Origin of the sequence: Labrys neptuniae (assembly GCF_040797145.1) — a bacterium.
In the GTDB taxonomy this organism is placed as follows: Bacteria; Pseudomonadota; Alphaproteobacteria; order Rhizobiales; family Labraceae; genus Labrys; species Labrys neptuniae.
Map to the genome: position 1 here is coordinate 236732 of NZ_JBFNQD010000001.1, position 18250 is coordinate 254981.

20 protein-coding genes are annotated in these 18250 nt (G+C 63.1%); 14 read left to right on the plus strand and 6 right to left on the minus strand.

Translation table 11 applies throughout. The features are described from left to right. Positions 1-15: 15 nt before the first annotated feature. Positions 16-1857: a dihydroxy-acid dehydratase gene (gene ilvD / locus ABXS05_RS01060; RefSeq protein ID WP_367622610.1), complete on the plus strand. Its 1842-nt coding sequence runs from the start codon at positions 16-18 to the stop codon at positions 1855-1857. Between the two features lie 416 nt (positions 1858-2273). Continuing rightward, the gene (locus ABXS05_RS01065) at positions 2274-2777 is read left to right on the plus strand and encodes a hypothetical protein (RefSeq protein WP_367622611.1); all 504 of its coding nucleotides are present in this window, start codon (positions 2274-2276) and stop codon (positions 2775-2777) included. 20 nt (positions 2778-2797) lie between these two features. Here ABXS05_RS01065 and ABXS05_RS01070 read toward each other — a convergent pair whose 3' ends face one another. Together ABXS05_RS01070 and ABXS05_RS01075 are read right to left on the minus strand one after the other, a co-directional pair. After that, complete coding sequence (locus ABXS05_RS01070; protein WP_367622612.1) at positions 2798-3298, minus strand: GNAT family N-acetyltransferase; 501 nt, start codon at positions 3296-3298, stop codon at positions 2798-2800. An 87-nt stretch (positions 3299-3385) separates the two neighbouring features. Next, positions 3386-4045 carry an alpha/beta hydrolase gene (locus tag ABXS05_RS01075; RefSeq protein WP_105862965.1) on the minus strand — a complete coding sequence of 220 codons (660 nt, stop codon included), beginning with the start codon at positions 4043-4045 and terminating at the stop codon, positions 3386-3388. 392 nt (positions 4046-4437) lie between these two features. On the opposite strand from ABXS05_RS01075, the gene ABXS05_RS01080 reads away from it, so the two are divergent. From ABXS05_RS01080 to ABXS05_RS01125, 10 genes are all read left to right on the plus strand, one after another. Continuing rightward, positions 4438-5613, plus strand: coding sequence for a cysteine desulfurase family protein (locus tag ABXS05_RS01080; protein WP_367622613.1), 1176 nt, complete (start codon positions 4438-4440; stop codon positions 5611-5613). A 54-nt stretch (positions 5614-5667) separates the two neighbouring features. After that, entirely contained in the window at positions 5668-7140 is a 1473-nt protein-coding gene (gene sufB, locus ABXS05_RS01085; protein WP_367622614.1) for a Fe-S cluster assembly protein SufB, read from the plus strand. 54 nt (positions 7141-7194) lie between these two features. Beyond that, entirely contained in the window at positions 7195-7941 is a 747-nt protein-coding gene (sufC, locus tag ABXS05_RS01090) for a Fe-S cluster assembly ATPase SufC (RefSeq protein WP_367622615.1), read from the plus strand. A 2-nt stretch (positions 7942-7943) separates the two neighbouring features. Beyond that, complete coding sequence (sufD, locus tag ABXS05_RS01095; protein WP_367622616.1) at positions 7944-9266, plus strand: Fe-S cluster assembly protein SufD; 1323 nt, start codon at positions 7944-7946, stop codon at positions 9264-9266. A gap of 83 nt (positions 9267-9349) precedes the next feature. Further along, positions 9350-10594 carry a cysteine desulfurase gene (locus ABXS05_RS01100; protein ID WP_367622617.1) on the plus strand — a complete coding sequence of 415 codons (1245 nt, stop codon included), beginning with the start codon at positions 9350-9352 and terminating at the stop codon, positions 10592-10594. Positions 10595-10605: 11 nt separating this feature from the next. Next, positions 10606-10989, plus strand: a complete 384-nt coding sequence (locus tag ABXS05_RS01105; RefSeq protein ID WP_068282576.1) for an SUF system Fe-S cluster assembly protein — start codon at positions 10606-10608, stop codon at positions 10987-10989. A gap of 111 nt (positions 10990-11100) precedes the next feature. Beyond that, the gene (locus ABXS05_RS01110; RefSeq protein WP_068283007.1) at positions 11101-11478 is read left to right on the plus strand and encodes a HesB/IscA family protein; all 378 of its coding nucleotides are present in this window, start codon (positions 11101-11103) and stop codon (positions 11476-11478) included. 12 nt (positions 11479-11490) lie between these two features. Next, positions 11491-11856, plus strand: a complete 366-nt coding sequence (locus tag ABXS05_RS01115) for a TfoX/Sxy family protein (RefSeq protein WP_311938223.1) — start codon at positions 11491-11493, stop codon at positions 11854-11856. Positions 11857-11889: 33 nt separating this feature from the next. Next, positions 11890-12159 (plus strand): DUF1467 family protein, encoded by a 270-nt coding sequence (locus ABXS05_RS01120; protein ID WP_311938224.1) that lies wholly within the window; start codon positions 11890-11892, stop codon positions 12157-12159. Then, complete coding sequence (locus ABXS05_RS01125) at positions 12159-12689, plus strand: DsbA family protein (protein ID WP_311938226.1); 531 nt, start codon at positions 12159-12161, stop codon at positions 12687-12689. The genes ABXS05_RS01120 and ABXS05_RS01125 overlap by 1 nt, the downstream gene beginning before the upstream one ends. 19 nt (positions 12690-12708) lie before the next feature. Here ABXS05_RS01125 and ABXS05_RS01130 read toward each other — a convergent pair whose 3' ends face one another. Next, positions 12709-13719 (minus strand): zinc-dependent alcohol dehydrogenase family protein, encoded by a 1011-nt coding sequence (locus ABXS05_RS01130; RefSeq protein WP_311938227.1) that lies wholly within the window; start codon positions 13717-13719, stop codon positions 12709-12711. Positions 13720-13827: 108 nt separating this feature from the next. Here ABXS05_RS01130 and ABXS05_RS01135 point away from each other — a divergent pair, with 108 nt between their 5' ends. Continuing rightward, on the plus strand, positions 13828-14679 hold the full coding sequence (locus ABXS05_RS01135; protein ID WP_311938229.1) for a LysR family transcriptional regulator: 852 nt from the start codon (positions 13828-13830) through the stop codon (positions 14677-14679). A gap of 10 nt (positions 14680-14689) precedes the next feature. On the opposite strand, the gene ABXS05_RS01140 is transcribed toward ABXS05_RS01135, so the two are convergent. Then, on the minus strand, positions 14690-14938 hold the full coding sequence (locus ABXS05_RS01140) for a DUF2842 domain-containing protein (RefSeq protein WP_311938231.1): 249 nt from the start codon (positions 14936-14938) through the stop codon (positions 14690-14692). Positions 14939-15196: 258 nt separating this feature from the next. Between ABXS05_RS01140 and ABXS05_RS01145 the strand changes: the two genes are divergently transcribed. Then, positions 15197-16288, plus strand: coding sequence for a COX15/CtaA family protein (locus ABXS05_RS01145; protein ID WP_367622618.1), 1092 nt, complete (start codon positions 15197-15199; stop codon positions 16286-16288). Here ABXS05_RS01145 and ABXS05_RS01150 read toward each other — a convergent pair. Together ABXS05_RS01150 and ABXS05_RS01155 are read right to left on the minus strand one after the other, a co-directional pair. Then, positions 16267-17553, minus strand: coding sequence for an O-acetylhomoserine aminocarboxypropyltransferase (locus ABXS05_RS01150; RefSeq protein WP_367622619.1), 1287 nt, complete (start codon positions 17551-17553; stop codon positions 16267-16269). The genes ABXS05_RS01145 and ABXS05_RS01150 overlap by 22 nt on opposite strands. 155 nt (positions 17554-17708) lie before the next feature. Then, positions 17709-18230, minus strand: a complete 522-nt coding sequence (locus ABXS05_RS01155) for a CoA-binding protein (RefSeq protein ID WP_367622620.1) — start codon at positions 18228-18230, stop codon at positions 17709-17711. Positions 18231-18250 lie beyond the last annotated feature (20 nt).

The window sequence follows — 18250 nt, forward strand, 5'->3', positions numbered from 1 at the left end:
CGCACAGAGACGCCGATGCCTGCCTATCGTTCCCGTACCACCACCCATGGCCGCAACATGGCCGGTGCCCGTGGCCTCTGGCGCGCCACCGGCATGAAGGACGGGGATTTCGGCAAGCCGATCATCGCTGTCGTCAACTCCTTCACCCAGTTCGTGCCCGGCCATGTCCATCTCAAGGATTTGGGACAGCTGGTGGCCCGCGAGATCGAACAGGCCGGCGGCGTCGCCAAGGAGTTCAACACCATCGCGGTGGATGACGGCATCGCCATGGGCCATGACGGCATGCTCTACAGCCTGCCTTCGCGCGAACTCATCGCTGACAGCGTCGAATATATGGTCAACGCCCATTGCGCCGATGCGATGGTCTGCATTTCGAACTGCGACAAGATCACCCCCGGCATGCTGATGGCCTCGCTGCGCCTCAACATTCCCACGGTGTTCGTGTCCGGCGGGCCGATGGAGGCCGGCAAGGTCGTCCTCGGCGGCCAGAAGAAGGCGCTCGATCTCGTCGACGCCATGGTCGCGGCCGCCGACGACAAGGTCTCGGACGAAGACGTCAAGGTGATCGAGCGCTCGGCCTGCCCGACCTGCGGCTCCTGCTCGGGCATGTTCACCGCCAACTCGATGAACTGCCTCACCGAGGCCCTCGGCCTGTCGCTGCCGGGCAATGGCTCGACGCTCGCCACCCATGCCGACCGCAAGCGCCTCTTCGTCGAGGCGGGCCATCTCGTCGTCGATCTGGCGCGTCGCTATTACGAGCAGAACGATGAGAGCGTGCTGCCGCGCAAGATCGCCAATTTCGGGGCTTTCGAGAATGCCATGACGCTCGACATCGCCATGGGTGGCTCGACCAACACGGTGCTGCATATCCTGGCCGCCGCGCATGAAGGCGAGATTCCCTTCACCATGGACGACATCGACCGGCTGTCGCGCCGCGTGCCGGTGCTCTGCAAAGTCGCCCCGGCCGTCAGCCATGTCCATATGGAGGACGTCCATCGCGCCGGCGGCATCATGGGCATTCTCGGCGAGCTCGACCGCGCCGGCCTGATCAATCGCGACCTGCCGACCGTGCATTCGGCCAGCATGGCGGAAGCCCTCGATCGGTGGGACGTCGTGCGTACCAAGAGCGAGAGCGTGCGCGAGTTCTTCAAGGCCGCGCCGGGCGGCGTGCCGACCCAGGTCGCCTTCAGCCAGGACCGGCGCTGGGACGATGTCGATCTCGACCGCGAGAAGGGCGTGATACGCTCGGCTGAGCATGCCTATTCCAAGGATGGCGGCCTCGCCGTGCTGAAGGGCAATCTGGCGCTCGACGGCTGTATCGTGAAGACGGCCGGCGTCGACGAGTCCATCCTGAAATTCGCCGGCCCGGCCGTGGTGTTCGAGAGCCAGGATGCGGCCGTGGACGGCATCCTCAACGGTAAGGTCAAGGCCGGCGACGTCGTCGTCATCCGCTACGAAGGACCGCGCGGCGGGCCGGGCATGCAGGAAATGCTGTATCCGACCAGCTATCTGAAGTCGAAGGGACTGGGCAAGGCCTGCGCCCTGATCACCGATGGCCGCTTCTCCGGCGGCACTTCGGGCCTGTCGATCGGCCACGCCTCGCCGGAAGCGGAAGAGGGCGGCACCATCGGCCTGGTCGAGCCCGGCGATCGCATCGAGATCGACATTCCCAACCGCACCATCGTGCTGGCCGTGCCGGAAGCCGAGCTTGAGCGCCGTCGCGCCGTCAAGGGAGCCGCGCCCTGGCGCCCGGCCACGCCGCGCAAGCGCAAGGTCACCACGGCCCTGCGCGCCTATGCCGCCATGGCCACCAGCGCCGCCAAGGGTGCCGTGCGCCAGGTTCCGGATTTCGATTGAGCCCGGCGTGCCGGTCTTCTCAACTCCATCGAGAGATGGAGTGGGACCGGCACGTTCTTTCTGGGATCGCCGGCTTCCAGCCGGCTCTTCCTCATCGGCGGGTGCAGTGCTTCCAAGAGCCGGCTGGAAGCCGGCGGTCCCGGAACGTCCTCAGCCGCCCTCGGCCAGCACTTTGCCGATCAGCCGGCAGTCGATCCAACGTGGTCTGATACCAGCCCTCGTCAATCTTGAACGGCGTGTGTAGGTAGAGCGCTGTCATTCCCGGCGGAGCCGAAGGCGGCGGGAAAGGAATCCTGGGCCAAAGCCTACCCGCTAGCCCCTGATCCGTTTGCCCTTGCTACGCCGGGGATGACGAGTCGTGTATTGGGTGAGTTGGTATCACGGAAGAAAACTAGGTCATCGAATTTCGATCAGGGATGAAATTGGCTGTGAGGGCTCTATTTTTCTCCACGGTGGCAGGCATTCTGACCCTTGCAACTGCTCACGCCGCTGACATGCCGTTGACCAAAAGCGATGCTGTTATGTTTGCGGACATTTGTCCTGATTTTGGCCCCAGCTTCTTCAATATTCCCGACCCTGGCACCTGCATAAAACTCACTGGTAAAGTCCATGACTATCAGGCTTTGAGAGAGGACGTTCACGTTAGATGTCTGGAGCCACTAGGCAGGCTGGAGCGTTTTGCCGTCAATGGCCGCCTGCAGCTAGACTGGCGTCTTATAAGCCAATGTGACCTGGAAATTGCCGACTTTCAGCCATTCGTGGCCAAGAAACGTGGCAAGGCGTTTGATGCTAACACGCTTACGGCAGACAAAGTCTTCACCCAGTCAAGCGGGCTGACGGGCGGCTACGCCTATCCATTCTGGGGTTTTAATGACAATGCATATGGCGACATGGTCCTGGCGCCCGAGCATGCCCAATAGGGCCCGCGCATCCGCCACTCTCAAGGAGCGCCGGATGCGTTTGCTGACAGTGCCAGTCTCTCCAGCGCCTCGCCCGCCAGCCGGCAGCCGATCCACTCCTTGCGCAGCACGGCCCCCTGTCTTTCATAGAAGCCGATGGCAGGTTCGTTCCAATCGAGCACCGACCATTCGAGGCGTCCCAGCTTTTCCGTGACGCAGCGCTTGGCGAGATGGCCGAGCAGGGCCTGGCCGATGCCGTGGCCGCGATAGGCATCCCGGACGAACAAATCCTCGAGATAGATGCCGTGGCGGCCGAGGAAGGTCGAGTAGCTGTAGAACCACAGGGCGAAGCCGGCTGTCTCGCCCTGCCACTCGGCGATCTCGCAGAAGACGCGGGGATTGGCGGCGAACAGGCTGGCATTGAGGTCGGTTTCGGTGGCGACCGCCTCGTGTTCGAGCTTCTCATACAGCGCCAGGCCGCGGATCAAGGCCAGGACGGTCTTGGTGTCTGCCGGTTTCGCCCGGCGGATGGTTAACGACATGTCGTGCTCCAGCAAAAACCGTGCAACAAAAAGCCCGCCATGGAAGGCGGGCTGGCTTGTTGCCTCAAATCAAGATCTCGACAGCGCTCAGGCCGCGTCGATGTCGTTCAGCCCGAGGCGCTTATCGAGATAGGACGAACAGGACGCGATCAGTTCGTCCGTCTTGTTGTCGAAGAAGTGGTTGGCACCGGCAATGACCGATTGCTCGATGACGATACCCTTCTGCGTCTTCAACTTCGACACCAGCGTCTCGACGTCCTTGAGCGGTGCGACGCGATCGGCATCGCCATGGACGATCAGGCCGGAGGACGGGCAGGGGGCGAGGAAGGAGAAGTCGAAGCGATTGGCGGGCGGGGCAACCGAGATGAAACCCTCGATCTCCGGGCGGCGCATCAGGAGCTGCATGCCGATCCAGGCCCCGAACGAGACGCCGGCGATCCAGCAGGACTTGGCGTCGGGCGTCACCGCCTGGACCCAGTCGAGCGCCGAGGCGGCATCGGAGAGCTCACCGGCGCCGTGGTCGAAGGAGCCTTGGCTGCGGCCGACGCCGCGGAAATTGAAGCGCAAGGCCGAAAAACCGCGCTGCACGAAGGCATAGAACAGATCATAGACGATCTTGTTGTTCATCGTCCCGCCGAATTGCGGATGCGGATGCAGGACGATCGCAATGGGGGCCCCACGCTGCTTGGACGGCTGGAAGCGGCCTTCGATGCGGCCTGCCGGGCCGGTGAACGTAACTTCGGGCATATATTGAGTTGCCTTTTTCGTGTGCCAGAGCAGTGCTCGCTTGATCCGAACGGTTCCCGATCAGCCGAGTTCCGCGAGAACTTCGAAACCTTGCAGGATATCCGGGCCCTCCTTAGGGCGGACCGCGAATTCCCGCTTGGGACGCGCGCTCCGGCTCCGATGACTGGCCTTGACGGCTGAGGGAGGCAGGAGTATGACTTTAGAATAATTCTAATGGCTTAGAACCATTCTAAAGTAGCTCACCGCTCGGATGCGATGCGCTCTGATCCATGCGCCGATGAGGACGCATTGCACCCAGCCCGCGTTCGGGTAGCGCTTCTTAACACGAAGAGCAGGGCGTTTTGCAAGCTTTTCCGCATCGGTAGAGCGGCAGAACAATGGATTTTTGAGGTTTGACCAGGTCGCGCACCTATCTGGACCACAATGCAACCACGCCGTTGCGGCAGGAGGCTCGCGCCGCCATGCTGTCCGCGCTGGATCTGTGTGGTGCGCCATCTTCGGTGCATGCGGATGGCCGTGTGGTGCGCAAGCTGGTGGAGGCGGCGCGCCATGATGTCGCCGATCTCGTCGGTGCGCTCGCCAAGAACGTGGTTTTCTGCGCCTCCGCTACGGAAGCCAACAATCTCGCCCTCAATCTTGACTGGCAACGCCCCGGCAAGCCGCCCCTCCGGCGCATGGCTGTGTCCAGCGTGGAGCATGCCAGCGTATTGAATGGCGTGCGTCCGCAGGGCACGGAACTCGACCTGTTGCCGGTGGATGGGAATGGAGTGCTCGACCTCAACGCACTCGAGGGTCGGCTGAGCGCTTGGCACGAACGCGGAGAGACGGGCCTCGTGTCGGTGATGCTGGCCAACAACGAGACCGGAGTGGTGCAGCCGGTGGCCGAGATTGCCGCTCGTGTGCGTGAGGCCGGCAGCCTGTTTCATTGCGACGCCGCGCAGGCGGCAGGAAAAATCTCCTGTTTGATCAACGAAATCGGGGCCGATCTTCTAACGATTTCGAGCCACAAGCTTGGCGGACCGCTTGGCGCCGGCGCGCTGGTGTTGGCCAGCGATAGCCTGCATCAGCCCAATGCTCTCATCCGCGGCGGCGGCCAGGAGAAGGGATTGCGGGCCGGTACCGAGAACGTACCGGCTCTGGCCGGCTTTGGCGCGGCAGCACGCGCCGCCGCGCGGGAGCTCGCGGCTTACGGGCAGGAGAGCCTTGCCTTGCGTTCGACTCTGGAGGCGGCGTTGCGGGACGCGTCGCCGGACATTGTGCTGTTCGGCGAGGGCGTCCGGCGCTTGCCCAACACGCTGAATTTCGCCGAACCGGGGATGGCGGCGGAAACGACATTGATTGCGCTGGATCTTGAGGGTATTTCCGTCTCCTCGGGATCTGCCTGCTCGTCGGGCAAGGTGAAGGTCAGCCATGTGCTGACAGCGATGGGCGTGGCGCCGGCGCTGGCCGGTAGCGCCTTGCGCGTATCGCTGGGACGGGAAACCACAGTCCAAGAGATCGAGTTTTTCGTCGCGGCCTGGAAAAGGCTGCGCAAGAACTTACATGACAGAAGGCATCGGGCAGCATAAATCCCTGTCCGATCTGTAAAATTTGCTGCTTTCGGGTGGCACCAGGAGACCAACATGCCTGCAGTCCAGGAAACCGTCGAACAGGTCCGGGCGATCGACGTCGACCAATATAAATATGGCTTCGTCACGGACATCGAGATGGAGCTTGCACCCAAAGGCCTGTCCGAAGAGATCGTGCGCTACATCTCGGCCAAGAAAGGCGAGCCTGACTGGATGACCGAATGGCGCCTCGATGCCTACAGGCGCTGGATCACCATGCAGGAGCCGACCTGGGCTCGCGTGGAATATCCGCCGATCGATTTCCAGGATCTCTATTATTATGCGGCGCCCAAGCAGAATGCCGCGCCGAAATCGCTCGACGAGATCGATCCGGCCATTCTCAAAACCTATGAGAAGCTCGGCATTCCTCTGCGCGAGGTCGAAATCCTCGAAGGCGTGGCGCCGGCCAACCGCATCGCCGTCGATGCGGTGTTCGACTCGGTCTCCGTCGTCACCACCTTCAAGGAGGAATTGAAGAAGGCTGGCGTGATCTTCTGCTCCATCTCCGAGGCGCTGCGCGAGCATCCGGACCTGGTGAAGAAGTATCTCGGCACCGTGGTGCCGACCACCGACAATTTCTATGCGACACTGAACTCGGCCGTGTTCTCGGACGGGTCCTTCGTCTATGTGCCGCCGGGCGTGCGCTGCCCGATGGAGCTGTCGACCTATTTCCGCATCAACGAGGAAAAGACCGGGCAGTTCGAGCGCACTTTGATCATCGCCGACAAGGGCGCCTATGTCTCCTATCTCGAAGGCTGCACGGCACCGCGCCGCGACGAGAACCAACTCCACGCCGCCGTGGTCGAGTTGATCGCGCTGGAAGACGCCGAGATCAAATATTCCACCGTGCAAAACTGGTATCCGGGCGATTCCGAGGGCAAGGGCGGTATCTACAATTTCGTCACCAAGCGCGGCGATTGCCGCGGCGCGCGCTCGAAGATTTCCTGGACGCAGGTCGAGACCGGTTCGGCCATCACCTGGAAGTACCCGTCCTGCATCCTGCGCGGCGAGGGCTCCCAGGGCGAGTTCTATTCGATCGCCGTGTCGAATGGCCGCCAGCAGGTCGACAGCGGCACCAAGATGATCCATCTCGGCAAGAATACCAAGAGCCGGATCATATCCAAGGGCATCTCGGCCGGCCATTCCAACAACACCTATCGCGGCCTGGTCTCTGCCCATCGCAAGGCCACCGGTGCCCGCAACTTCACCAATTGCGACTCGCTGCTGATCGGCGAGCACTGCGGGGCGCACACCGTGCCCTATATCGAATCGAAGAATTCGACGGCGGTGTTCGAGCATGAGGCCACCACCTCGAAGATCTCGGACGACCAGCTGTTCTATTGCCTCCAGCGCGGCCTGTCGGCCGAGGAGGCGACGGCGCTGATCGTCAACGGCTTCGTCAAGGACGTGCTGCAGCATTTGCCGATGGAATTCGCGGTCGAGGCGCAGAAGCTCATCTCCATCAGCCTCGAAGGCAGCGTCGGCTAAGGCGGCGCGTCACCTCTTTCACGCTTCGGCGTCACTATTTCTAGGAACTCTACGATGCTCGAAATCAAGAACCTCCATGCCGAAATCGACGGCAAGCCGATCATCCAGGGGCTGAGCCTCACGGTGAAGGACGGCGAAGTCGCGGCGATCATGGGCCCGAACGGCTCCGGCAAGTCGACCCTTTCCTATATCCTGGCCGGCAAGGAGGATTATGAGGTCACGCAGGGCGAGATCCTGCTCGACGGCGAGAACATCCTGGAGATTCCGGTCGATGAGCGCGCGGCGCGCGGTGTCTTCCTGGCCTTCCAGTATCCGTTGGAAATCCCCGGCGTCGCCACCATGACCTTCCTGAAGGCGGCCTTGAATGCCCAGCGCAAAGCGCGTGGCGAGGCCGAGCTCTCCACGCCGGACTTCATCAAGCGTGTCAACAGTGCTGCCGATGAGCTTAAGATCTCGAAGGAAATGCTGCGCCGCGCCTTCAATGTCGGCTTCTCCGGCGGTGAGAAGAAGCGTATGGAAATCCTGCAGATGGCTCTGCTGCAGCCGAGCCTCGCCGTGCTCGACGAGACCGATTCCGGCCTCGATATCGACGCGCTGCGCATCGTGGCGGACGGCGTGAACGCGCTGCGCTCGCCCAAGCGCTCCTTCATCGTCATCACCCATTATCAGCGCCTGCTCAACCATATCGTCCCCGATAGCGTGCATGTCCTCTCCAAGGGTCGCATCGTGAAGTCGGGTGGCAAGGAACTGGCGCTCGAGCTCGAAGCCAACGGCTATCGCGACTACGAGGAAGCTGCGTAACCATGGCCAATATCGTTGCTGTAAAGACTTCGGCCGAGACGGCGCTGGATGAGGCGTTCGGCGGCCTGCGCGAGGCACTGCCCGGTGTCGCGGCCGTGCGCGGCCTGCGCGACGGGGCGATTGCCCGCTTCCGCGCAAGCGGCCTGCCGCATCGCCGGGTCGAGGAGTGGAAATATACCGACCTGCGCAACCTGATGCGCGATGCCAATCCCGTTGCTACCAGCCCGCGGGGAACACCCGGTGCGGCGGGCAAGGCGGAGGAGTTTCTCGCCGGGCTCGAGCATATCCGCCTGGTGATCGTCGACGGCGCCTATTCTCCGGCGCTGTCGAACCTTGCCACACTGCCGGCGGGGTTGAAGGTGACGTCGCTCGCCGAGGCGCTCGCCTCGACGGACGATGCGCTCATCGCCGATCTCAGCGCCGGAGCGCCTGACAATTCCGTGCTCGATCTCAACACCGCCTTCATGAGCGACGGCGTGGTTGTGAGCGTCGATGCGGGCGTCGAAATCGGCCTGCCGGTTGCCATCGAGACCCGCCACACCGGTACGGTGGCGCAGGCAACCTTCACGCGGTCGCTCGTTGTCCTGGGCGCCGGCGCCAAGCTGACGCTGATCGACAGCTATGAGGGGCCGGAGGGCGTTGCCCATCAGACCAATGCGGCGCTCGCCGTCAAGGTCGGCGACGGTGCCGAACTGCAGCGCATCAGCTTCCAGGTCCAGGGCCTGGAGGCCCAGCACATCTCCACCGTGCTGGCCTCGCTCGGCAAGGAAGCTCTGTTGCAGAGCTTCGCCCTGGAGGCTGGCGCAGCCGTGGCGCGCAACCAGCTCTTCGTCACCTATAAGGGTGACGATGCCAAGATCGTGTTGTCGGGCGCGACGCTGCTGGCCGGCAAGCGCCATGCCGACACCACTTTGGTGGTGGATCATACGGCACTGGGCGGTGAGAGCCGCGAGCTTTTCCACGCGGTCATCGACGACGAGGCCCGCTCGGTGTTCCAGGGCAAGATCGTGGTTCGTCCCGGTGCACAGAAAACGGACGGGCGCATGATGAGCCGTTCGCTGCTGCTGTCGGAGACGGCCGAGGCCAATGCCAAGCCGGAACTCGAGATCTTCGCCGATGACGTCGTCTGCGCCCATGGCGCGACCTGCGGCGCCCTGGACGAGGATTTGTTGTTCTACTGCAAGGCCCGCGGCATCCCGCAGAAGGAGGCCGAGGCGATCCTGGTGCAGGCTTTCGTCGGCGAGGCCATCGAGACGGTAGAGAACGAGGAACTGCGTGAGCGCCTCAACGCCCTCACTGAGGCCTGGCTCGACAAGCGGGTCTGAAGGAGTGGCGGCCACGGGCCGCCATTCCAGGGTTGCGATTGATGGGGTGGCGGGACCGCCACTCCGAGTGAAGGAACAGGAACGTGAACAAGCCCGTCGCCGCACTTCCTTATGATCTGGCTAAGGTCCGTGCCGACTTTCCGGCCCTGTCCCTGCAGGTCCACGGCAAGCCGCTGGTCTATCTCGACAATGGCGCATCGGCCCAGAAGCCCCAGGCGGTGCTCGATCGCATGATGCATGCCTACACGCATGAATATGCGAATGTTCACAGGGGCTTGCATTATCTTGCGAATGCGGCGACGGAAGCGTATGAGGCCGGCCGCGAGAGCGTGCGCAAATTCCTCAACGCCCCCTCGATCGAGCAGATCATCTTTTCGCGGTCGGCAACTGAATCCCTCAACCTCGTCGCCGCCTCCATGGGGCGGCTGCTCGAGATCGGCGAGGGCGACGAGATCGTGCTCTCGATTATGGAGCACCATTCCAACATCGTACCCTGGCACTTCCATCGTGAACGCGCCGGTGCCGTGCTGAAATGGGCGCCGATCCGCGAAGACGGCTCCTTCGATATCGAGGCTTTCGAAAAGCTCCTGGGGCCGCGCACCAAGATGGTCGCGATCACCCATATGTCGAACGTGCTGGGCACGGTGACGCCACTCAAGGAAATCGTCGCCCTGGCCCATGCCCGCGGCATTCCGGTATTGGCCGACGGCAGCCAGGGCGCTGTGCATCTCGATGTCGACGTCCAGGATCTCGACGTCGATTTCTACGCCTTCACCGGCCACAAGGTCTATGGGCCCACCGGCATCGGCGTGCTCTACGGCAAGAAGGAGTGGCTGGAGCGCATGCCGCCCTTCAATGGCGGAGGCGAGATGATCGGCGAGGTGACCGAGGACAACATCACCTATGCCACGCCGCCCCATCGCTTCGAAGCCGGCACGCCGCCGATCGTGCAGGCGATCGGGCTGGGTGCGGCAGTGGACTACATGATGGCGCTCGGCCGCGACAATATCCGGGCTCACGAGGAGAAGCTCCTGCATTATGCCCAGGAGCGCCTCTCCAAGCTCAATTCGATCCGGATTTTTGGTGAGGCGCCGGGCAAGGGTGGTATCGTCTCCTTCGAGCTGAAGAATGCCCATGCCCATGACGTAGCGACCGTGCTGGATCGCTACGGTATCGCGGTGCGGGCAGGAACACATTGCGCTCAACCGCTTTTGGCGCGATATGGCGTAACTTCGACCTGCCGCGCATCCTTCGGGCTTTACAATACGCTCGACGAGGTAGATGCACTGGTCGAGGCGCTGATCAAGGCGCAGAGCTTTTTCGCATGACGGAGGCAGTGATGGCCGACGGAAATCTGGCCGAGACCCGGCCCAATGAACCGGCTGTCGCAGGGGCGACGGCCTTGCCGCCGGAAGAGATCGATCGGCTGACCGACGCGATCGTGGCCGCCCTCAAGACCGTCTACGATCCGGAAATCCCGGCCGACATCTACGAGCTCGGCCTGATCTACCGTGTCGAGATCGCCGACGATCGCAAGGTGAGCATCGACATGACGCTCACGGCGCCGGGCTGCCCGGTGGCGGGCGAGATGCCCGGCTGGGTGGAGAATGCCGTTGCAAGCGTGCCCGGTGTCTCCGAGGTGCAGGTGAAGATGGTTTTCGATCCGCCGTGGGATCAGTCGCGCATGTCCGACGAGGCGCGCGTCGCGCTGGATATGTGGTGAGGGATCCAATCCTCTCCCTCTCGCATTCGCGCCGAGTCGCGCTTATATTCGTGGGGTAAACCGAGCGCCGGGCCTTGAACCCGGTGTTGTTGGAGTGTTCCAGTGAGCAAGATCCGTCCGAAGTTCAAGGTCGTTTCGCTGACCGATGCCGCGGCCGACAAGATCAAGGCCATCATGGCCAATGCCGAGCGGCCCTATGAAGGCGTACGCGTCGGCGTCAAGAATGGCGGCTGCGCCGGCATGTCCTACACGATGGAATATGCCGAAACGGCAAACCCGCTCGACGAGGTGGTCGAGGACAAGGGCGTCAAGGTCCTGATCGATCCCAAGGCCGTGCTGTTCCTGCTCGGCACCGAGATGGACTACAAGACCGACAAGCTTTCGGCCCAGTTCGTGTTCAACAATCCCAATCAGACCTCGGCCTGCGGCTGTGGCGAGTCGGTAGCGATTACGCCGGCTGCGAGTGGCGCCCTGGAAGCGACGGCCTGAGGCTGCCGCCGGATGGATCACGAGCATCTGCGCGACCTCTTCGCCGGCATGCCCCGTCTATCCATCCGCCGCTTGTTCGGCGGGGTTGGCCTTTATTCCGATGGCGTGGTCTTCGCACTCGGTGCTTTCGATGAGATCTGGATCAAGGCGGATGCCGAGAGCCAGCCTCTGTTCGAGCAGGCAGGTTCGCGCCCCTTCCGCTACCGGGGCAAGAACCGTGAGGTGCAACTGCCGTATTGGAGCCTGCCTGACCGGGCGCTGGACGATCCCGATGAAGCGTTGAAATGGGCTCGGCTCGGCCTCACGGTTTCCTTGCGTGCGCCGAAGCAGGCGTCTAAAGCAAAACGTTCCAGGAAGAGCGCGTCGCAGCCTTTGTGAGTGTTCTCGTATCCTCGATATCGGACCGTCGCCATGTCCATCGTGCTTTCGATCGCCCTGTTCTTCGTCATCTGGTGGATGACGCTGTTCGCCGTGCTGCCGCTGGGCGTGAAGAGCCAGTTCGAGGGCGGCGAGGTGGTGCCGGGCACCGAGGCCGGCGCGCCGCAAAGGCCGATGCTTCTGAAGAAGGCGGGCATCACCACGGTGATTGCCGCGGCGATCTTCACCTGCGTCTATCTCGTCGTGTCGAAACATTGGATGCCACACCAGATCTTCGACATCGTGCCGGACCTGAAGCAATAATGGCCGTGCTCTCACGCGACGTCGGTGCGCAGGACCATGTGAAGGGGCTGGCCGATGCGCCGGTCACCCTGGTCGAATATGGCGATTTCGAATGCCCCTATTGCGGCGAGACCGTCGGCGTGATCGACGGCGTTCAGCGTCTGATGGGTGACAGGCTGCGCTATGTCTTCCGGCATTTTCCCCTGGTCGAGCCGCATCCTTTCGCCCTGCATGCCGCCGGCCTCGCGGAAGCCGCCAGTGAAGTCGGACGGTTTTGGGAAGCGCATCGCATCCTCTACGACAACCAGCATGCGCTCGATGACAGGGCGCTGCGCAGTTACGGGCGCCGGCTCGGTCTCGGTCAGGACGCCGTCGAGGCGGCCCTGGGCGGGCGCTATGCCGCCAGGATCGAGCTCGATTTCGAGAGCGGCATCGCCAGCGGCGTGAATGCGACGCCGACCCTGTTCATCAATGGCACCCGTCACGATGGCCGCCGCGACCTCAGGGGGCTGCATGCGGCCCTGCTGGCTGCTGCGGAAAGCCGAGGCTGAGCCTGCTGCCCGCGGCACATCAATGCTGCAGCACGATCTTGCCGAAATGCCTGCCGCCTGCGAGATGGCGCAGGGCTTCGCCGATATCCGTCCAGGGATAGCAGCGATCGATCACCGGTCGAATCCTGCCGCCGTCGATGGCCCGTACCATTGCCTCGAAGGAGGCGCGTGAGCCGACTGGAATGCCCCGCACCGTCACCTGGCGCCGGAAGATGTCGAGCGGATTGATGGTTCCCTCAGTACCGCCGAGATAGCCGATCACGCTGATTTGACCGCCGCGGCGTACGGCACGCAGGGACTGTGCGAAACTGTCGGGACCGCCCACTTCCAGGACATGATCGACGCCTCGCCCGCAGGTCAGCTCGATCACGGCGTCCGCCCATTGCGGATGCTTGCGATAGTTCACGCCGGCCGCGGCCCCCAGGGCCCTGGCGCGCTCGATCTTCTCGTCGCTGCTTGAGGTGACGATGACACGAGCGCCGGCATTGACGGCAAATTGCAGGGCGAAGATCGAAACGCCGCCCGTGCCGAGCACGAGGATGGTGTCGCCGGCCTTGAGGTGTCCTTGCGTGACCAGGCTGTGCCACGCCGTCACGCCGGCGCAGGGCAGGGTGGCTGCTTCGAGGTCGGTGAGGTGGGCGGGCGCGGGTACGACAGCCTGTTCGTCGAGGACGGCATATTCGGCCAGCAGCCCGTCAAGCGGGCCGCCGCGCTGATGGCTTGGCTCGGCCATGTCGAAACTGCCGCCGACCCAGCGTTGCCAGAACGTGCTGCAGACCCGGTCTCCGACCGTCACGCGGCTGACGCCTTCGCCTATCGCGACCACTTCACCGACGCCGTCCGAAACCGGGATCAGCGGCAAGGGGAAGCGGGTGTGATAGCTGCCGCGGATGATCTCAAGATCGCGGTAGTTGAGGGCCGTGGCCCTGATGCGCACGATCACTTCCTGGCGTCGCGGCGTCGGCATCGGCCGTTCGACCAGCCGCAGATTGTCGATGCCAGGCTCGCCGTCGATGATGATGGCCTTCATTCTCGTCTCCTTGTCCGTTTGGCTTGGCAAGGATGCGAGCGCAGCGCATAATGTTCAAATTCATAATAATCAGAATTAATATGCAAAGAATGTATGATGCTGAGCGAGATGCGCACTTTCGTTCTGTTCGCCGAAGAAGGTTCGATCCAGAAGGTCGCCGAGCGTCTGCCTCTGACGCAGCCGGCGGTCACCCGCCAGATCCAGCGGCTCGAACAGCTTCTCGGCTTCGAACTGCTCGACCGTCGCCAGAAGCCATCGGCCTTGGCGCCCTTGGGTGTCGAGGCACTCGCACGTTGCCGAAAGGTGCTGGCCGCCTATGACGAGTTTACGCAGATGGCAAGCCAGCGTGACCCCGAAGGCATGCTCAGGGTGGGTGTCGCCCATGGCATTGCCGGCAGTGCCCTGGTGCCGATCATTCGTGACCTGCGGCAGCGATTTCCGAACGTGATGCTGCGCTTGACCACGGGCTGGAGCCAACCGCTGTCCGAGCAGCTTGGCCGTGGTCATCTCGATGCCGCCGTGCTGCTTTCGGCCGAGGTCGTCGCCGACCGGCTCAGCATCCTGGGACAGGAGCATCTGTCGATCATCACCGCCAGTGCCGACGCTGCCGGGAAGGCGAGTGGCTCGATCGCCGAGGCCGGCTGGATTCTCAGTCCCGAGCCATGCGAGGCCCGCCGGCTCCTGGCTTCGGCCATGGTGCGGCGGGGACAGGCCTTGCATGTCGCCGCCGAAGTTCAGGATTCGGGCCTGCAACTGGCCCTGGTGCGGGAGGGGCTCGGCCTCAGCCTGTTGCCCCGCCGTGTCCTGGAACGAGCCGCCATTCCGGGCATTGCCGCGATCCAAGAGGCCGATGATCTCGGCCTGGTTCTCGACGTTCAGATGCAGCGCTCGCCGCATCTTCGCTCGCTCGACCCTGTCGTCGACGTCCTGGCGCAGGCGATAGGGGCCTGGTTGGGGTGAGGGGCAGTCCTTATCCCTTCGGCTTATTCCCGGGCTTTTCCATCCATTTGATGATGAGCATGGCCGGAAAGACCCAGGCAAGGCCTAGAATGGCATAGAGGATGGGTTGCAGCCAGGCGGGGGCATCGGTGATGCGGCCTTCCGCCAGCGCCATGGCGAGGAGGGCATAGACCACGACCAACACCAGCATCGCCAGCGAACCGACCAGTTTGCGGAGGGACGGTGCCTTGTAGTCCTGGGCCATGATCTCGAACTCCATGGTTCAGCGTCGTCTCCGCCAGCCGGAAAGGCGCAGGCCGACATGCCGCTGGAGTGCGACGCGAGCGCGCGTTGCTCCTGGCCAGCGATTTCTATATCTGTGCGCCTTCTAGAGCAAAGCGCGTTCAAGTGTGAACGCTTATTTGCTCCAACTCTCTGTTTCCAAGTCAATCCAATGGATTGGCTTGAGCGTCGTTGCCCGTCTCGGCGATCCCGTCAGAGCGCAAAGCGCTGTCCAAGCCAGTCGATCAGGAAAGGCATGCGTGTGGCCGCCATTGCAGACAATCCCACTCTTATCGGCATGAGCCGCGGCCATCTTGCCGCTGTCCGCGCCTGGCTCGTCGTCGTAGCGGTGCTGGTGATTGCCATGGTGGTGGTGGGCGGCGCCACGCGCCTGACCGAGTCCGGGTTGTCGATCACCGAATGGCAGCCGATCAAGGGCACCATTCCGCCGCTCTCCGCTGCCGAATGGGCGGCCGAGTTCGAGAAATACAAGCAGATTCCGCAATATGTGAAGCTGAACCTCGGCATGTCGCTCGAGGAGTTCAAGTTCATCTATTGGTGGGAGTGGAGCCACCGCCTGCTCGGGCGCCTGATCGGCATCGTCTTCGCCGTGCCTTTCCTGATCTTCTGGCTGCGCGGCTGGCTGACGCCCAGGCTTACGGTGAAGCTGGTCGGCCTGCTGGCGCTCGGCGGCAGCCAGGGATTGCTGGGCTGGTGGATGGTGAAATCGGGCCTGGCCGATCGGACCGAGGTCTCCGAATATCGCCTGGCCATGCACCTGACCCTGGCCTGTCTCATCCTCACCGCCATCGTCTGGGTCGCGTCCTCGCTCAAGGATGAGCGCGCCAATGGCTCTGTGCCGGCAACAGCGCGGGCGATCGCCTATCTCCTGGTACCACTCATCCTGGTGCAGATCTTCATGGGCGGCCTAGTGGCCGGCCTGAGGGCCGGCATGGCCTACAATACCTGGCCGCTGATGGATGGTCATTTCATCCCGGCGCTGAACAATCTCTACATCATGGCGCCGACCTGGGTGAACCATTTCGAGAACGCGCTGACCGTGCAGTTCCAGCACCGCATGGTGGCCTATCTCATCGTGGCGCTGGCCCTGCTGCAGGCCTGGCTGGCCATGCGTGGAGGCAATGGCCCGGCGCGCGGCCTGGCCTTGCTGGTGGCGGCCGTCGCGCTGGGCCAGGCGGCGATCGGCATCATCACGCTCGTGCTGGTCGTGCCGCTCTGGGCGGGAATCCTGCACCAGCTCGGCGGCGTCCTGCTGCTCACCGCTGCGACGGTACACGCGCAGCGGCTGGTTGCAGGGCCGGCGCCTCAGCTCCCGGCGAGGGCCTGATCGAGGTCGGCAATGATGTCCTTGACATCCTCGATGCCGACCGAGATGCGCACCACGTCGGGACCCGCGCCCGCTGCCTTCTTCTGTTCATCCGACAATTGCCGATGGGTGGTCGAGGCCGGGTGAATGATCAGCGAGCGGGTGTCGCCGACATTGGCGAGATGCGAGAATAATTTGACGTTCGATACCAGCTGGATGCCGGCCTCGTTGCCGCCCTTCAGGCCGAAGGTGAACACCGCGCCGGCGCCCTTGGGGCAGTATTTGCGGGCGAGGGCGTTGTATCGGTCGGCATCGAGGCCGGGATAGGACACCCAGGCCACGCCGGGATGCTCGGCCAGATACTGGGCGACCGCCAGGGCATTGTCCGAATGCTTCTGCATGCGCAGCGGCAGCGTCTCGATGCCCGTCAGGATCAGGAAGGCATTGAAGGGCGACAGCGCCGGGCCGAGGTCGCGCAGGCCGAGCACGCGCGCGGCGATGGCGAAGGCGAAATTGCCGAAGGTCTCGCCGATGACGATGCCGTTATATTCCGGGCGTGGCGCCGACAGGAAGGGATAGCGGCCCGAGGAGAGCCAGTCGAACTTGCCGCCGTCGACGATGACGCCGCCGATCGAGTTGCCATGCCCGCCCAGGAACTTGGTGGCCGAATGCACCACGATGTCGGCGCCGAAGTCGATCGGGCGGGTGAGATAGGGCGAGGCGAGGGTGTTGTCGACGATCAGCGGCACGCCGGCCTTCTTGGCGATGGCGGCAATGGCGGCGATGTCGGTGATGATGCCGCCGGGATTGGCGATGGATTCGATGAAGATCGCCTTGGTCTTCGGCGTCACCGTCGCGGCAAAACTGGAGGGATCATTAGCATCGGCCCAGCGCACGTTCCAATCGAACGAGCGGAAGGAATGGTTGAACTGGTTGATCGAGCCGCCATAGAGCTTGTTGGAGGCGATGAATTCGTCACCCGGCTGCAACAGGGTGTGGAACACCAGCATCTGCGCGGCGTGCCCGGAGGCCACGGCCAGGGCGGCGGTACCGCCTTCCAGCGCGGCGACGCGTTCTTCCAGCACCGCATTGGTGGGGTTGGTGATGCGCGAATAGATATTACCGAAGGCCTGCAGCCCGAACAGCGAAGCGGCATGGTCGACATCGTCGAAGACGAAGGACGTCGTCTGGTAGATCGGGGTGGCGCGCGCGCCGGTGGTTGGGTCGGGCTGTGCCCCCGCGTGAACGGCAAGCGTTGAAAACCCTGGTTGTTGCCCAGCCGACATCATGATCCTCCTTGGATGGTCTTGTAGAATGCTTGGCCGCAATGACACGGCGTTGGTGAATTGGTGTCATTGCGAGCGCAGCGAAGCAATCCAGTTTTTGTAGGAGGACGCTGGATTGCTTCGCTGCGCTCGCGATGACAGACAGTACCGGCAGCCTATTGGCGCAAGCCGAGGCGTTGGAAGCCGCGGGTATCGCGGGTGGCGCGTTTGGAAGAAATCGCTCCGGAATTGACACCGGCCCAGCCGATCTCGCCGGACAGCCGGCCATATTCGATCTTGGGGCAGCGGTTCATCACCACCTCGATGCCGGCAGTTTCGGCTTTCGCAGCCGCGGCATCATTGCGCACCGTCAACTGCATCCAGATCACCTTGGGTAGGACAGGCAGGGCCAGGATCTCGTCGATCACCGCACCGGCCGCCTCGGAATTGCGGAAGATATCGACCATGTCGACGGGGCCGGGCAGAGCTGCCAGGCTGGCATAAACCGGCAGATCCAGGATGGTCTTGCCGGCGAGGCCCGGATTGATCGGGAACATCTGATAGCCACGCAGCTTGAGATATTTCAGCACGAAATAACTCGGCCGGACCTCATTGGCCGAAGCGCCGACCATGGCGATGGTGTGAACCTTGCGCAGGATGTCGCCGATATAGTCGTCAGAATAGCTGTCGTGGTTCATTCACACATCCGCCGGTCGTC

Bases quoted from the DNA above. Each gene is read 5' to 3' on its own strand.
- ABXS05_RS01105 (WP_068282576.1), top strand. From the start codon at position 10,606: ATGGCCGACGGAAATCTGGCCGAGACCCGGCCCAATGAACCGGCTGTC.
- ilvD (WP_367622610.1), top strand. From the start codon at position 16: ATGCCTGCCTATCGTTCCCGTACCACCACCCATGGCCGCAACATGGCC.
- sufB (WP_367622614.1), top strand. From the start codon at position 5,668: ATGCCTGCAGTCCAGGAAACCGTCGAACAGGTCCGGGCGATCGACGTC.
- ABXS05_RS01130 (WP_311938227.1), bottom strand. From the start codon at position 13,719: ATGAAGGCCATCATCATCGACGGCGAGCCTGGCATCGACAATCTGCGG.
- ABXS05_RS01065 (WP_367622611.1), top strand. From the start codon at position 2,274: ATGAAATTGGCTGTGAGGGCTCTATTTTTCTCCACGGTGGCAGGCATT.
- ABXS05_RS01155 (WP_367622620.1), bottom strand. From the start codon at position 18,230: ATGAACCACGACAGCTATTCTGACGACTATATCGGCGACATCCTGCGC.
- sufD (WP_367622616.1), top strand. From the start codon at position 7,944: ATGGCCAATATCGTTGCTGTAAAGACTTCGGCCGAGACGGCGCTGGAT.
- sufC (WP_367622615.1), top strand. From the start codon at position 7,195: ATGCTCGAAATCAAGAACCTCCATGCCGAAATCGACGGCAAGCCGATC.
- ABXS05_RS01070 (WP_367622612.1), bottom strand. From the start codon at position 3,298: ATGTCGTTAACCATCCGCCGGGCGAAACCGGCAGACACCAAGACCGTC.
- ABXS05_RS01150 (WP_367622619.1), bottom strand. From the start codon at position 17,553: ATGTCGGCTGGGCAACAACCAGGGTTTTCAACGCTTGCCGTTCACGCG.
- ABXS05_RS01120 (WP_311938224.1), top strand. From the start codon at position 11,890: ATGTCCATCGTGCTTTCGATCGCCCTGTTCTTCGTCATCTGGTGGATG.
- ABXS05_RS01140 (WP_311938231.1), bottom strand. From the start codon at position 14,938: ATGGAGTTCGAGATCATGGCCCAGGACTACAAGGCACCGTCCCTCCGC.
- ABXS05_RS01115 (WP_311938223.1), top strand. From the start codon at position 11,491: ATGGATCACGAGCATCTGCGCGACCTCTTCGCCGGCATGCCCCGTCTA.
- ABXS05_RS01145 (WP_367622618.1), top strand. From the start codon at position 15,197: ATGCGTGTGGCCGCCATTGCAGACAATCCCACTCTTATCGGCATGAGC.
- ABXS05_RS01075 (WP_105862965.1), bottom strand. From the start codon at position 4,045: ATGCCCGAAGTTACGTTCACCGGCCCGGCAGGCCGCATCGAAGGCCGC.
- ABXS05_RS01135 (WP_311938229.1), top strand. From the start codon at position 13,828: ATGCGCACTTTCGTTCTGTTCGCCGAAGAAGGTTCGATCCAGAAGGTC.
- ABXS05_RS01125 (WP_311938226.1), top strand. From the start codon at position 12,159: ATGGCCGTGCTCTCACGCGACGTCGGTGCGCAGGACCATGTGAAGGGG.